The organism is Vibrio sp. 1069 (genome assembly GCF_033340555.1).
Genome location: NZ_JAWOWP010000027.1, coordinates 1 through 13,415, shown reverse-complemented (window position 1 = coordinate 13,415; position 13,415 = coordinate 1). Strand labels below are relative to the sequence as shown.

Sequence of the window (13,415 nt, the reverse complement as noted above, 5' to 3'; positions counted from 1 at the left end):
ACACGCCTTACTTACATTGGAAAATACTAAATTACACTGATTTACGCTTTCGCAAAGCTCGAGTGCCAGTTCTTCCCTGCTTTTGTAAACAGAACGACCAACGCAGGTAATAGGACCCACATATGAATTGCAATCAAGGTTTGCGGATCCAGAGATAAGCGTTGCAGCGTACCCACCAACAAACCAGAGCCACTCATTTGGAACAATCCAAGCAGTGCAGCTGCCGTGCCCGCCTTATCACCAAACGGTTCTAACGCTTTCCCTGCCGCTGCACCCAGAATGAATGCAAAACCTACAGAAGACATAAAGATAGGTAACATGAAAGAAAGCGCGGTATTCTGACCATTCATCACTAGCATGATCACACCTGCGAGACCCAGAGTTGAGATCCCGGTGACCAAGGTGTTGTGAGTTCCAACGCGCTCCATAAACTTAGGCGCCAGCATACATGCCGCAATGTTTATCACCGCATTTACACCAAACCAGAAAGTGAATTCATTCATCGACAGCCCCATCCCCGTCATCAATACCGACGGTGCTGAGGTAACGTAAGCAAGAATAACCGCCATCGCCATCAAGCATAATGACGCATGGAAAACAAAAGATGGTGTGCTAAGCACTGCCCAATACCGACTAAGCTTAAACACGGCTTGCTTTTCTGTTGACGGGTTAGTCTCTTTCATCATAAAAAACATCAATGATCCAGACACCACAGCAAAACCCGCCATAAAGCTAAAGTTAGCACGCCAGTCAAATTGTTGAGTTAACCAGCTACCTAGAATTGGAGCTAAAGCCGGAATGAAACAAATCGCACCGTTAAGGTAGCTGATCATTTTGCCGCTTTTTTCCGGGCCAAAGATATCGCGAACTGTTGCAAAGGCTGCTACCGATGTCGCACACGCACCTAAGCCTTGTAGCAGTCGGGAAACCAACATCCACTCAATATTTTGAGCACTCCACGCCAATAAAGCGCTCATCGCGTAAATGGTGATACCGCCCAATGCAACAGTTCGACGTCCGAGTTTATCTGCTAAGGGACCTGCGAATAGCTGACCAACACCCATAGCAAATAAGAACCAAGTGATCGTGTCTTGTGCTAGCGCATTATCGACCTGAAAAGTGGAAGCAATAAGAGGTAAAGCAGGTAGATAAATATCAATCGCTAAAGGACTGAAAAGAACCAAAAGGGTCAATAACGCCATCTGTTTTTTACTATTAGAAAACTGGCTAGACACACAACACTCCGAATTGGATAAAGAACTTTGGGTAAAGCTTAATCATCTGATGATATGAATGGAAATGATGTATAATCATGAGCATTATTCCTCAGAGGAAATTCACTGTGAACGTCGAAAAACTGGCTCGTATCGATTTAAATCTATTGGTCTGCTTTAAAGTGCTGATTGAAGAGTTAAATGTTACTCGTGCGGCCCACCGATTGTGCTTAAGCCAATCCGCCGTAAGTAAATCACTGGCTAAACTGCGCATTCAATTTGATGACCCGCTTTTCACTCGAAACTCACATGGATTAACACCTACGCCGCGCGCATTGTTTCTTAAACCGAAACTGGATCTGTTGATAAATCAGTTAGAAGTGCTGACTCAACCCGAAGAGTTTTCTCCGCAAAGCAGCGAATACCGTTTTCAAATAGCAGCTGTAGAGAGTGTCTACCCTCTCATTCTACCCCATTTCTTACCGGCGATTTTTCAACAAGCACCTGGCGTGACCATAAGCACACACCCGTGGTCGGATAATACATTTAAAATGCTTCAACGCGGCGAACTGGATTTAGGCTTAACTGGAAAAGATATCGATATAAACGATGCCAAGCTGACTCTCCAACCACCCGATGACATTTGCGAGTTGGAAATTTATCGTGATTACCAAATGTGCATCATTCGCAAAAACCATCCTGCGCTAAAACAACCTTGGAATCTGGAAGCCTATCTCGCCCTACGCCATGTACAAGTACGTTGTGATGGCAACGACCGTTGGTTGCTGGATTATCGCCTTGCAGATATTGGCGCCGACCGCGATATTGCCGTCACCGTGCCCGACTTTAACAGTGCCGCAAGTTTATGTTCATACACCGACTTTATCTTTACTGCGCCAAGTCATTTTGTGCAACTTGCGGCCAAACAGCTTGATTTGGTCGTGCTGCCACTACCGTTAGAATTCCCACCTATGGCTTACACTTTATTCTGGCACCGAGATAGAGAAAACGACCCTGCATTAGGCTGGCTACGTACGATGATCACACAAAAAACCGATCACCTTAGATAAAAACACCGCACTCAATTTGCGCTTAGCGGCTAAAATGAGTAGCTTAACTGTCGTAGTCCTTTTTGGCTCATCTATGGCCTAGTTGTACTCCGACTCTATTGAAGTGATTGCGAGCCTCAATGGAATCGTAAACTGCATGAAGCAGATGGAAACAGCTCCCACACCTGAGCATGAAGGAGCGGTAATTTGAAGGAATAACACAGATGCACAACGATACCCAAAGCCGCGTGAATGCAATTCGCGAATGGCTAGCACAACATAATATTGATGCCCTACTTGTCCCACATGAAGACGAGTATTTGGGCGAATACGTACCAGCGCACAACGAGCGTTTACATTGGCTAACTGGTTTTACTGGTTCTGCTGGTGCTGCGGTAATCACCAAAGACAAAGCTGCTATCTTTGTTGATGGTCGCTACACGGTACAAGTCACCAAGCAGGTTCCTGCTGATCTATTCGAATACCGTCACCTGATTGAAGAGCCTGCATTAGATTGGATTAAAGACCATCTTGCAAATGGCGCGTCTGTGGCAATCGACCCTCGCATGCATAACTCTGCTTGGTTAGACATGGCACAAGCAAAACTTGCAGGTGCACTTGAGCTTAAGATTCTCGACAGCAACCCAATTGATGAGCTGTGGCACGACCGCCCTGCTCCTGTGGTTTCTGACGTTCGCCTAATGGCAACAGAAGCGGTTGGTCAATCAAGTGAAAGTAAGCGCCAAGAAATCGCAGAGCTCGTGAAAAAAGCCGGCGCAGACAGCGCGGTGATCACAGCACTTGATTCTATCTGTTGGTTGCTCAACGTTCGTGGTCTAGATGTATCACGTCTACCAGTTCTGCTTTCTCACGCGATTCTGCATTCAGACTCAAGCGTGGAATACTTCCTAGAGCCAGCGCGCCTACCTGCTGAGTTTGACGCTCACGTTGGTTCTGGCGTAACAGTTCATCACCCAGAAGCATTACAAGCACGACTAGAAACTCTAACTGGCAAGAATGTACTGGTTGACCCTGCGACAAGTAACGCATGGTTTAAGCTGGTTCTACAAAATGCTGGTGCATCAGTGGTGAGTAAAGCTGATCCATGCCTAATGCCAAAAGCGGCGAAGAACGCAGTTGAAATCGCAGGCATGAAAGCATGTCATATCCGTGATGGCGTGGCGATGAGCAAGTTCCTATCTTGGTTAGATGCAGAAGTCGTTGCAGGTAATCTGCATGATGAAGCGACGCTGGCAGACAAACTGGAAGCGTTCCGTAGCGAAGACCCAACGCTTATGGACCTTAGCTTCGATACTATTTCGGCAGCAGGTGGCAACGCAGCGATGTGTCACTACAACCACGAGAACCAACCTGAACCTGGCAAGCTAGAGCTGAACACACTTTACCTAGTGGATTCAGGTGGTCAGTACCTAGATGGCACAACAGACATCACGCGTACCATTGCGATCGGTCAGCCTTCACAAGAGATGATTAAACAATTCACTCTCGCACTAAAAGGTCACATCGGTGTTGCTCGTGCACGTTTCCCGAAAGGCACACGTGGTTACCAAATCGATACACTAGCTCGTCAGCACCTATGGGCGGAAGGCTACGATTACGACCACGGTACTGGCCACGGTGTTGGTCACTTCCTAAGTGTTCATGAAGGTCCAGCGAGCATTTCGAAGAAGCAAATCGACGTGCCTCTAACAGAAGGCATGGTGCTATCCAACGAGCCAGGTTACTACCGTGCGGATGCGTTTGGTATCCGTATCGAGAACCTAGAGCTTGTTGTTGAAACACCAACTAACGGTGACTTCCCTGTTCTGTCATTTGAGTCACTAACACGCTGCCCAATCGACAAGCGCAATATCAACGTTGATATGCTAACTCGTCCAGAACTTGCTTGGCTGAATGATTACCATCAGAAAGTATGGGATGAGATCAGCCCGCTAGTTGAAGGCAATGTGAAAGAGTGGCTTCGTCAAGCAACACTACCAGTAGCACACAGCTAGAAGCTAGAAGCTAGAAGCTAGAAGCTAGAAGCTAGAAGCTAGAAGCTAGAAAAAGTAGAGGGTTGATGTTTTGCATCAACCCTCTTTTTTTGCCTATGTTTCACGTGAAACATAACGATGACCAGTGGCTTTATTTATTGCTTAACCGGAATACGCTGAGTGCCAATCTCGCCATACAGGGTCAAAACCTTTGGCTCGAATCATATTTTCCACAGAACCCGCGCTTCGTTCGTCACTGATCTCAAACTGCTCGAGTTCAGCATCATCCATCGCATAACCACCCGGCTGAGTTTTCGATGCAGCAGACATACTAGTGATGCCTAACGGTAATGCATTGTCTCTGAACTTCGGTGATTCACGAGTCGATAATGACAACTCCACTTCTGGATTCAACAAGCGATAAGCGCAAATCAACTGCACAAGCTGTTTATCCGTCATGACTGATTTTGGTTGGAGCGCACCCTCACAAGGACGTAAACGTGGGAAAGAAATTGAGTAACGAGTCTGCCAATACGTGCGCTCAAGATAGTCCAAGTGCGCTGCCACATAAAAACAGTCGGTACGCCACTCTTCCAATCCTATCAAAGCACCAATACCGATCTTATCGATGCCTGCTTTTGCAAGACGATCGGGTGTATCCAATCGGTATTCGAAATCCATTTTATTACCTCGCAAATGGTGCTCGGCGTAAGTCGAAGGATGATACGTTTCTTGATAGACCATCACCGCATCCAAACCCAATGTCTTGAGCTCTGCGTATTCGTCTTGATCTAGCGGCTGCACTTCCATCGCCAAATAGTTAAAGCGCTTCTTAATCATCGGCACCATTTCGCGGAAGTATTTCATGCCCACTTTGGTTTCGTGTTCGCCAGTCACCAGCAATACGCTATCAAACTTCATGCGTTTAATGGCCTCAACTTCTGCAGCCACTTCGTCCCTATTCAAAGTACGACGCTTGATTCTGTTGTCCATAGAGAAGCCACAATAAGTACAAGCATTGGCGCACAAGTTAGAAAGGTACAGTGGAATATAAAGCGACATGGTATTACCAAAACGCTTGCGAGTGGCCGAGTATGACAGTTGTGCCATCTGCTCTAAGTACGCTTCAGCCGCTGGTGAAATTAGCGCTTTAAAGTCTTCCAAATCACGCTTGGGTTTATTCAATGCTCGCTCAACATCTTGTGCCGTTTTCGCGTAGATCGACATCGAAATGTCATCCCAATTAAGCTGCTTAAATTGTTCAACGAAGCTCATGTTTTCCTCGCTTAATAGCTAAACCAATCTAGTACTAAAGCTCATCTAGGAATGACGTCAGTGGACTCGACGCAACCGCATGAGAAACCTTACCGGCAAGTCCGGCTTCATAAGCCATACGCCCCGACTCTACCGCCAACTTAAATGCCTTCGCCATCGCAACGGGATCGCTCGAAGCTGCAATCGCAGTATTAACGAGCACGGCATCCGCTCCCATTTCCATCGCACGCGCGGCATGTGAAGGAGCACCAATACCCGCATCGACAACCACTGGAACATTAGCTTGGTCGATGATGATCTCTAGGAAATCGTGAGAAACTATCCCTTTGTTGGAACCGATCGGCGCACCTAATGGCATGACCGCTGCACAACCCACTTCTTCCAATCGTTTACACAGAACCGGATCAGCATGACAGTAAGGAAGGACAATGAAGCCTTCACGAACCAGTTGTTCAGCGGCCGCAAGCGTCTCAATTGGATCGGGCATCAAGTACTTCGGGTCTGGGTGAATTTCCAGTTTTAGCCAGTTTGTACCTAACGCTTCTCTCGCCAATTGTGCTGCAAACACAGCATCTTTAGCATTCTTTGCACCTGAGGTGTTCGGCAATAAGTTCACGCCCGCTTGTACTAACGGCAGCAAAATATCGTCTTGTTGGTCGTTCACATCCACACGCTTCAACGCCATGGTCGCAAGTTGAGAACCCGATACTTGAATCGCTTCTGCCATTAATCGGCTGTTGGCAAACTTCCCTGTTCCCGTGAACAGTCTTGATTCGAATTGTTTATCACCAATTTTAAGCATCGACTTTAACCCCCTGCGATCGCTTGAAACAAAGAGATGCTATCTCCCTGTGAAAGAACTGTGCTAGCCCACTCACTGCGCGGCACAACATTGTTATTAATTGCAAAAACACAGCCCATTTCAGGCAGCGCAAATTGACTAATGATTTGCTGTAGATTTGACTCACTGGCAACTTGATGTGACTGGTCATTGATGACAATAGTGATCACATCTAAGTCAGCAGCTGTCATTTGTGTTGTTTGTTGTTCTGATAACGTCATTGCTTCCAACTCTCTTAATTCTGCCCATTACTCGTAAACTAAATCTGAGCACACACTTGGCACTGTTTATCTTTACTTATCGCCATGGTTTGCCATTGCAGCTTCAATCCATCGAACAGGTGTAACTTGGCAGTCTCGACATGAAACTTTCCCGTCGCCAGTTTTTGAATTGCCGCTATCGCTTGGTAGTTACCAAGTGTGCCCACCACCGGACCGACGACACCGCTCTCACTGCACTTTTGCGTTTGCGGTAATTCGTCGAACGGATACAAACAGCGGTAACAGGCTTTACTCTGTACTTCTTGTTCACTTGATGTTTGGTAATCAAAAACAGCGAATTGCCCTTGCCAACCAATTGCCGCCGCCGAGATGAGCGGCGTATTTTGCTCGAAACAAACTTGGTTAATGAGCTGGCGCGTTGGCATGTTATCGGTGCAATCGAGCACAACATCAGCTAGCATCACCTCAAGCTGCAGCTGTGCTTTGTCTAATCGCTTATTGAGAGCACGAATTTGAACCATAGAATTAAGGTCAGTCAGTTGCTTTACAGTCGCTTTTGTTTTCGCAACTTGGAGGTCTTGTTCACGATAAATGATCTGACGTTGTAGGTTACTGCTATCAACTTCATCGTCATCAACCACAACCAATTTACCAACACCCGCTGATGCCAAGTACAAACTCGCTGCGCTCCCTAACCCACCACAACCGATGATCAGCACATGCGATTTGCTCAAACGCTCTTGCCCAATTTCGGCAATTTCAGGCAGAGCGACTTGGCGCTGATAGCGAAGGAACTGCTTATCCGTGAGCATGTTCGCCTCTCTTACTAAGCGCCAACTCACTATTCTGATCAGTAAACGTTAGCTGTCTTTCCTTCATCAGTTGTGTAAAAAACTCGATAACGGACTGAGGTGATTCTGCCAAGGTAATAGCACGTACTACTGCCAAGCTAGAGACGCCCGTTTGCCAAACTTGGTCTGCATTAGATTGGTCAATACCCCCAATCGCGACAGTCGGAAAGCCAAGCACATAGTCACTAACTGCTTTGTCTTTTGCAGGACGGAAAGCAGCCTCTGTATTTGTATAAGGAATGCTATCAATCAGCTTTTGATACAGAGCCAAGCGCACCAATCCTTGTGGTTTCGATGGCATCTGTTTAGTGGTAGTTGGGAAAATATGCCCTAGTGCGATGTAGCTAGGATGAATTTGTACGATGCGCAGTAGTTCGTAATAACCATGAGTAGAAAGACCAAGACGAATACCGGCTTTAGTTAGCTGAGCCAAATTCGATTCTTCTATGTCTTCTTGTCCTAGGTGAACGCCATAAGCGCCATGCTTGATTGCCAGCTGCCAATAATCATTGATGAACACTTGTGCTTGATACTGACGACCTAGCTCAATTGCTCGAATGATCTGTTGTTCTAAATCGGCTTGTTGTGGGTTCTTGATTCGCAGTTGAATAGTGTTGATGCCTAGTGGCAGTAAACGCTCAATCCAAGCAACATCATCAACGACTGGATAGAGCCCTAGACTTTGCTTAGTCAGAATTGGAAAGCTAACGCTCTCGCCTTGTGCAGACCAACCAACTTGAATACCTAGTCGGTTATCCTCCAGTACAGGTGTGGGGAAATTATCAAATTGGTCAGCCCACTGAGTAGTTCGTCCCTCGTCAAGGTTGCCATTAAACAGTGTTTCACGTGAAACATTCGCTTGTTGAGTTAGCATTCCTCGAGCAAGTGTTAACGCATCTTCGATAGGAAAATCGAGTACTGTCAGCGTTACTATCCAAGCAAGGTGATGTTCGGGATCGAACATTGCGTTGAATTTGGACTTAACGGAAAGCGCTCTCACTTCGTTGTGAATTGGGTGACGCCAGATATCAAGCTGAAGCACTTTCTCCTTTTCATCGGATACTTGCGTATCAGCAATGCCAATATAAATCGCTTTCGACGGTTGCTTAGCACACGCTTCTACCGATAAAGCAGAGCGGTAATAGAGCACAAATGAACTCTCATTCTCAGAGTCATAACCATCAATAAGATCTGTCGTTATGCGTGTGGTCTGTTGGTCGCGAACAAGCTGAATAGATTGAGTTGGGCTCACACCCAACTCAATGTCTTCGATGCTAAAACCCTGTTCTTTCGCCAACAACAAACATTGCTGAACTAAACCTGTCAGTTCAATCAATGATGACGGAATAAGGATTTTGCTCATTAGTCACTCACCTCGGCATGTGCTGCTGGATGGTATAGCTCAGAACCTGTATCTCTAAATTCTTGCGATTTCTGACGCATCCCCTCAAGAGGATCATCCAGCATTTTGATTGAGATAGCTTGGTCCGCAGCAACTTGCTCAGTATCTTTCGCGTACTCTCGTACCTCTTGCGAAATCTTCATAGAGCAGAACTTTGGTCCGCACATCGAACAGAAGTGAGCAACTTTTCCAGACTCTTGAGGCAAGGTTTCATCATGGAAAGCGCGTGCGGTATCTGGGTCGAGCGACAAGTTAAATTGGTCTTCCCAGCGGAACTCGAAGCGAGCTTTAGACAGCGCGTTATCACGAACTTGTGCACCAGGGTGTCCCTTCGCTAAATCAGCGGCGTGCGCAGCAAGCTTGTAAGTGATCATGCCTACTTTCACGTCTTCTTTGTTCGGTAAGCCAAGGTGTTCTTTAGGCGTTACATAACAAAGCATCGCACAGCCATACCAACCAATCATGGCAGCGCCAATACCTGAAGTAATATGGTCGTAACCAGGAGCAACGTCTGTCGTCAATGGGCCAAGGGTATAGAAAGGAGCTTCATGGCAGTGCTCTAACTGTTCTTCCATGTTCTCTTTGATCATGTGCATTGGAACATGACCAGGACCTTCGATAATCACCTGTACGTCGTATTCCCACGCTATCTTGGTTAACTCACCAAGGGTACGAAGCTCTGCAAATTGCGCTTCGTCGTTAGCATCGGCCACCGAGCCAGGACGCAGACCATCACCGAGAGAAAGTGCCACATCATACTTAGCACAGATTTCACAGATCTCTAGGAAGTGGGTATATAAGAAGCTTTCTTGGTGATGCGCTAAACACCATTTCGCGATGATAGAACCACCACGAGAGACGATGCCAGTAACGCGTTTTGCAGTCATTGGCACATAACGAAGTAGTAAACCGGCATGGATAGTAAAGTAGTCAACGCCCTGCTCTGCTTGCTCAATCAGGGTATCGCGCATCACTTCCCAGTTAAGGTTTTCCGCAACACCATTCACTTTCTCAAGCGCTTGATACATTGGTACGGTACCGATCGGAACCGGACTGTTACGTAGAATCCACTCGCGAGTTTCGTGGATGTTACGTCCAGTAGAGAGATCCATAACGGTATCGCCACCCCAGCGCGTTGCCCATACTAACTTCTCTACTTCTTCCTCAATCGAAGAAGTGACCGATGAGTTACCGATGTTGGCGTTCACTTTGACCAAAAAGTTACGTCCAATGATCATTGGTTCGGATTCTGGGTGGTTAATATTGGAAGGGATAATAGCGCGACCTTCGGCGACTTCTTTACGCACGAATTCGGCGGTAATATCTTTTGGTAGGTTCGCTCCGAAGCTTTGACCCGGATGCTGTTGATTCAGCACTTCATCGCGATACTTGGCACGCCCCATGTTTTCACGCAGCGCGATGTATTCCATTTCTGGGGTAATAATACCTTTGCGAGCATAGTGCAATTGGGTCACACAATGGCCATCTTTGGCACGTCGAATACGTGGTAGATTACCGTAACGAAGATCGTCTAGTGTTTCGTCTTCTAAGCGTTCTTTGGTGTACACCGAGCTTACTTCATCAAGTAGCTCAGTATCGGCACGCTCTTCAATCCACCCTTCTCTCAGCTTAGGTAAGCCGCTATAGAGGTCTATGGTGTGCTCTGGATCTGTGTATACACCCGAGGTATCGTAAACGCGTACTGGCTCATTAGGTTCGAAAATAGGCGCTTCTTTTGTGCCTCCAATAAGGCTATCAGCGAGTGATATTTCACGCATGGGTACACGAATATCTGGACGTGAGCCTTCTACGTAGACTTTGCTTGAATTGGGGTACGGTTGTACCGAGAGTGTATCAATGAACTGTTTTGCTTCCAGTCTCGCTTGTTTGCGACTCGACATAGCATTTTTCCTTGCTTTGTTATACTAGATAAAAAGTAATTGGATAAAAATGCTTGGCGGATAGATGCGACAAGAGGAGTCAAATTAAGGCTAGTTAAAGCTTACGATATTTGCCTGTAACAACATTCGACTTTTGATAGATCAACCAGAAAGAACTCCGGTGTGAATATCTTCTCTTGTTCCCTTCGCAGATTCTAATCTGATCAGGTTCAACGGATCCCGAATTAACGGTCTCAGCCTTATGGCACTCCGACAAGTGATGTCAGTATATAAAAACGGCTTGGTGAAACCAAGCCGACCTGTTCAATTTTTAACTACTTTGCTAGCTGCGCATCAATAATTGAAAGCCTATCCACGCCGCTGAAATACTTAACACGACATTCAACAATACGTTCAACCCCATCTTAAAGAAAGCGCCCTGCTGCATAAGCAAAACATTATCCATCGAGAAGGTGGAAAACGTCGTTAGTGCGCCTAAAAAACCCAAGCCAATCACTTGTCGCCAAGGTTCCGTTGCCAAAAGTTCATTATCGAAAGCTGCTATCAATAAGCCCATCATAAATGAGCCAACAACGTTAACGGTTAACGTACCATATGGAAAACCACGCCCCAATAAAATGACACAAAGTTCAGAAATTAAGTAACGAGAACATGCACCAAATGCACCACCCAATGCAATAAAACCCAAAACGGATAGTTGTCCCATAATTCCCCCAGAAAAGTTAATGGAGACATTGTAATCAAATTTACGGCAATAGTGATTATACAATCTTAGAATTCAGCAAATTATAGCGCTTAAAACTTATCAAGATTTAAAAAGTTACAGGAGTCACTTTACTTCAATATAACCCATCAACCCCGTCTTCATGTGTTCGATCACATGACAATGGTACATCCAACGTCCAGGGTTATCTGCAACAAATGCCGCTTTCGCACTGCCGTTTTTTCCAAGCAAGACCGTATCGGTATGAAACGGTTCGTCGAGTTTTTTTCCATCTAACTCAAGAACCGTAAATGTGTGTCCATGAAGGTGAATAGGATGATGATATTGGGTGACGTTCTTTAGGTTGAAGATATAGGTTTTTCCCATCTCCAATGTTGAAAGGGGCGCTGGAATATTATCTTTGCTCATTCCCTCCCAAGCCCGTTTGTTCATCAGCCAGAATTTAGGTATCGCTTTGCCCGATTTATCAGCAGGAGTGATCGCCCCCTCCCACTCAAACACATAATCGATTTGCTCTGCATTTTTCAAATCGAGAGCTGGCACAGGGTTGAGAGGTAATAAAGGCAGTTTCTGGTTGTTCGACAGGTCAGACTCAACAACGTCAAACTCGCACAAAAGGAATGGGAAGCGTCCTTTCATTTGACGCACATAAACACGTTTTCCAGCCTTTGGAGCAATCAATCCGATATCTAACCTCATTCCCGGACCAATTTTGTGCTGAGTGAGCTTATAAGGCGTTTTAACAGGGTTACCATCAATAGCAATAACCCAAGCCTCTGCGCCTTCTATAGCGATCGGGTAAGTAATGGTGTTATCGACATTAGCAATTCTTAATCGTGTGGTAGCATTCTGCTTCAGCGTATAAACAGGTTCATGCACACCATTGACGCTACTCCACTCTCCGGGAGTCCCCATACGAGCGCTCAAGCGCGGCACCATAAGGTTCTTCCACTGACCTTGTTTGTCTAAGTGCCAATGCTTGAGGACGACTTCATGCTCTTCATCAAACTGAACAGGCTCTGCCTCTTCAACGACAATTAGCCCGACTAAGCCCTTACCAAGCTGCTTCACACTATTCATATGTGGGTGATACCAAAATGTGCCCGCATCTGGTGGTGTAAATTCATAAACGAATGTTTCACCTGGCATGATAGGCTGCTGGCTCAAGAAAGGTACACCATCCATTTCAATAGGGATTCGCAAGCCATGCCAGTGGATTGTAGTCGGCTCTGAAAGCTTGTTAGTAAACCGAATTATAACTTTCTCGCCTTGGCGACAACGAATCACAGGCGCTGGAATCGAACCATTAAATGCGAGTACGTCTGTGTTAAACCCAGGGACTAATTCTGCAGTAGAAGGCTCTGCAGTGATATCGTATATATATTGCCCCTGCTTATTAGTGCTCCTAGATAGAGAACATGCAGGTAGAACGGCAAGCGCGGAGATTGCTAAGGATGATTGAAGAAAGCGTCGACGAGATATATCCATACATAGTTACTCATTAATCCAGATCGGTTGAGTGTAACTAAATATAAATAGTGATTCCCCTTTATTATTAAAATTTCGGGCCACTGATCATTACAGCTAACTGTAGTTTCGTTCGTTCAGTAGATTAAATGCTGCCAAAGTACAGCAGAAAGCCATACTTACGGGATAAGAGTAGAAATAAGCTGTAATAATGAGAAGAAACCAGATACAAAAAAGGCTCTGACCTAAGTCAGAGCCTGATATGTGGCAGGGGTGGAGAGATTCGAACTCCCAACACGCGGATTTGGAATCCGCTGCTCTGCCAATTGGAGCTACACCCCTATAGAATTTTCATATTCTAGATTTGACAAAACCTCGCATAAGCGAGGTTGTCGATATTAAGTGGCGGAGTGGACGGGACTCGAACCCGCGACCCCCGGCGTGACAGGCCGGTATTCTAACCAACTGAACTACCA

The 13,415-nt window shown here is 46.0% G+C and carries 11 protein-coding genes, 1 tRNA gene and 1 riboswitch; of the genes, 2 read left to right on the top strand and 10 right to left on the bottom strand.

Annotated features, from left to right (window positions below):
* Positions 1–41: 41 nt before the first annotated feature.
* The gene (locus tag R7040_RS22835; RefSeq protein WP_005382927.1) at positions 42–1,235 is read right to left on the bottom strand and encodes a multidrug effflux MFS transporter; all 1,194 of its coding nucleotides are present in this window, start codon (positions 1,233–1,235) and stop codon (positions 42–44) included.
* A gap of 107 nt (positions 1,236–1,342) precedes the next feature.
* On the opposite strand from R7040_RS22835, the gene R7040_RS22830 reads away from it, so the two are divergent.
* Entirely contained in the window at positions 1,343–2,284 is a 942-nt protein-coding gene (locus tag R7040_RS22830) for a LysR family transcriptional regulator (protein WP_005378791.1), read from the top strand.
* 203 nt (positions 2,285–2,487) lie between these two features.
* Entirely contained in the window at positions 2,488–4,278 is a 1,791-nt protein-coding gene (locus R7040_RS22825; protein WP_017821781.1) for an aminopeptidase P family protein, read from the top strand.
* A gap of 141 nt (positions 4,279–4,419) precedes the next feature.
* Here R7040_RS22825 and thiH read toward each other — a convergent pair whose 3' ends face one another.
* The 9 genes from thiH to R7040_RS22780 form a co-directional block, all read right to left on the bottom strand.
* Positions 4,420–5,532, bottom strand: a complete 1,113-nt coding sequence (thiH, locus tag R7040_RS22820; protein WP_017821780.1) for a 2-iminoacetate synthase ThiH — start codon at positions 5,530–5,532, stop codon at positions 4,420–4,422.
* A gap of 34 nt (positions 5,533–5,566) precedes the next feature.
* Positions 5,567–6,334 carry a thiazole synthase gene (locus tag R7040_RS22815; protein WP_005397059.1) on the bottom strand — a complete coding sequence of 256 codons (768 nt, stop codon included), beginning with the start codon at positions 6,332–6,334 and terminating at the stop codon, positions 5,567–5,569.
* Positions 6,335–6,339: 5 nt separating this feature from the next.
* Positions 6,340–6,594 carry a sulfur carrier protein ThiS gene (thiS, locus tag R7040_RS22810; protein ID WP_005378804.1) on the bottom strand — a complete coding sequence of 85 codons (255 nt, stop codon included), beginning with the start codon at positions 6,592–6,594 and terminating at the stop codon, positions 6,340–6,342.
* Positions 6,595–6,632: 38 nt separating this feature from the next.
* Positions 6,633–7,406, bottom strand: coding sequence for a HesA/MoeB/ThiF family protein (locus R7040_RS22805; RefSeq protein ID WP_318081593.1), 774 nt, complete (start codon positions 7,404–7,406; stop codon positions 6,633–6,635).
* On the bottom strand, positions 7,393–8,808 hold the full coding sequence (locus tag R7040_RS22800) for a thiamine phosphate synthase (protein WP_318081592.1): 1,416 nt from the start codon (positions 8,806–8,808) through the stop codon (positions 7,393–7,395). Before R7040_RS22800 ends, R7040_RS22805 begins: the two co-directional genes overlap by 14 nt.
* Positions 8,808–10,748 (bottom strand): phosphomethylpyrimidine synthase ThiC, encoded by a 1,941-nt coding sequence (thiC, locus tag R7040_RS22795; RefSeq protein WP_318081591.1) that lies wholly within the window; start codon positions 10,746–10,748, stop codon positions 8,808–8,810. Before thiC ends, R7040_RS22800 begins: the two co-directional genes overlap by 1 nt.
* 163 nt (positions 10,749–10,911) lie before the next feature.
* A riboswitch (TPP riboswitch) is annotated at positions 10,912–11,010 on the bottom strand.
* Positions 11,011–11,070: 60 nt separating this feature from the next.
* Positions 11,071–11,454 (bottom strand): fluoride efflux transporter CrcB, encoded by a 384-nt coding sequence (gene crcB, locus R7040_RS22790; protein WP_005378811.1) that lies wholly within the window; start codon positions 11,452–11,454, stop codon positions 11,071–11,073.
* 123 nt (positions 11,455–11,577) lie between these two features.
* The gene (locus R7040_RS22785) at positions 11,578–12,960 is read right to left on the bottom strand and encodes a multicopper oxidase family protein (RefSeq protein WP_064354419.1); all 1,383 of its coding nucleotides are present in this window, start codon (positions 12,958–12,960) and stop codon (positions 11,578–11,580) included.
* A 244-nt stretch (positions 12,961–13,204) separates the two neighbouring features.
* A tRNA-Trp gene (locus tag R7040_RS22780) sits at positions 13,205–13,281 on the bottom strand.
* Positions 13,282–13,415: the final 134 nt, after the last annotated feature.

What these genes read in the sequence shown, in the direction of transcription:
- R7040_RS22815 (WP_005397059.1), bottom strand. Translation starts at nt 6,334, where the DNA reads ATGCTTAAAATTGGTGATAAACAATTCGAATCAAGACTGTTCACGGGA.
- thiS (WP_005378804.1), bottom strand. Translation starts at nt 6,594, where the DNA reads ATGACGTTATCAGAACAACAAACAACACAAATGACAGCTGCTGACTTA.
- R7040_RS22805 (WP_318081593.1), bottom strand. Translation starts at nt 7,406, where the DNA reads ATGCTCACGGATAAGCAGTTCCTTCGCTATCAGCGCCAAGTCGCTCTG.
- R7040_RS22785 (WP_064354419.1), bottom strand. Translation starts at nt 12,960, where the DNA reads ATGGATATATCTCGTCGACGCTTTCTTCAATCATCCTTAGCAATCTCC.
- R7040_RS22825 (WP_017821781.1), top strand. Translation starts at nt 2,488, where the DNA reads ATGCACAACGATACCCAAAGCCGCGTGAATGCAATTCGCGAATGGCTA.
- crcB (WP_005378811.1), bottom strand. Translation starts at nt 11,454, where the DNA reads ATGGGACAACTATCCGTTTTGGGTTTTATTGCATTGGGTGGTGCATTT.
- R7040_RS22800 (WP_318081592.1), bottom strand. Translation starts at nt 8,808, where the DNA reads ATGAGCAAAATCCTTATTCCGTCATCATTGATTGAACTGACAGGTTTA.
- thiC (WP_318081591.1), bottom strand. Translation starts at nt 10,748, where the DNA reads ATGTCGAGTCGCAAACAAGCGAGACTGGAAGCAAAACAGTTCATTGAT.
- thiH (WP_017821780.1), bottom strand. Translation starts at nt 5,532, where the DNA reads ATGAGCTTCGTTGAACAATTTAAGCAGCTTAATTGGGATGACATTTCG.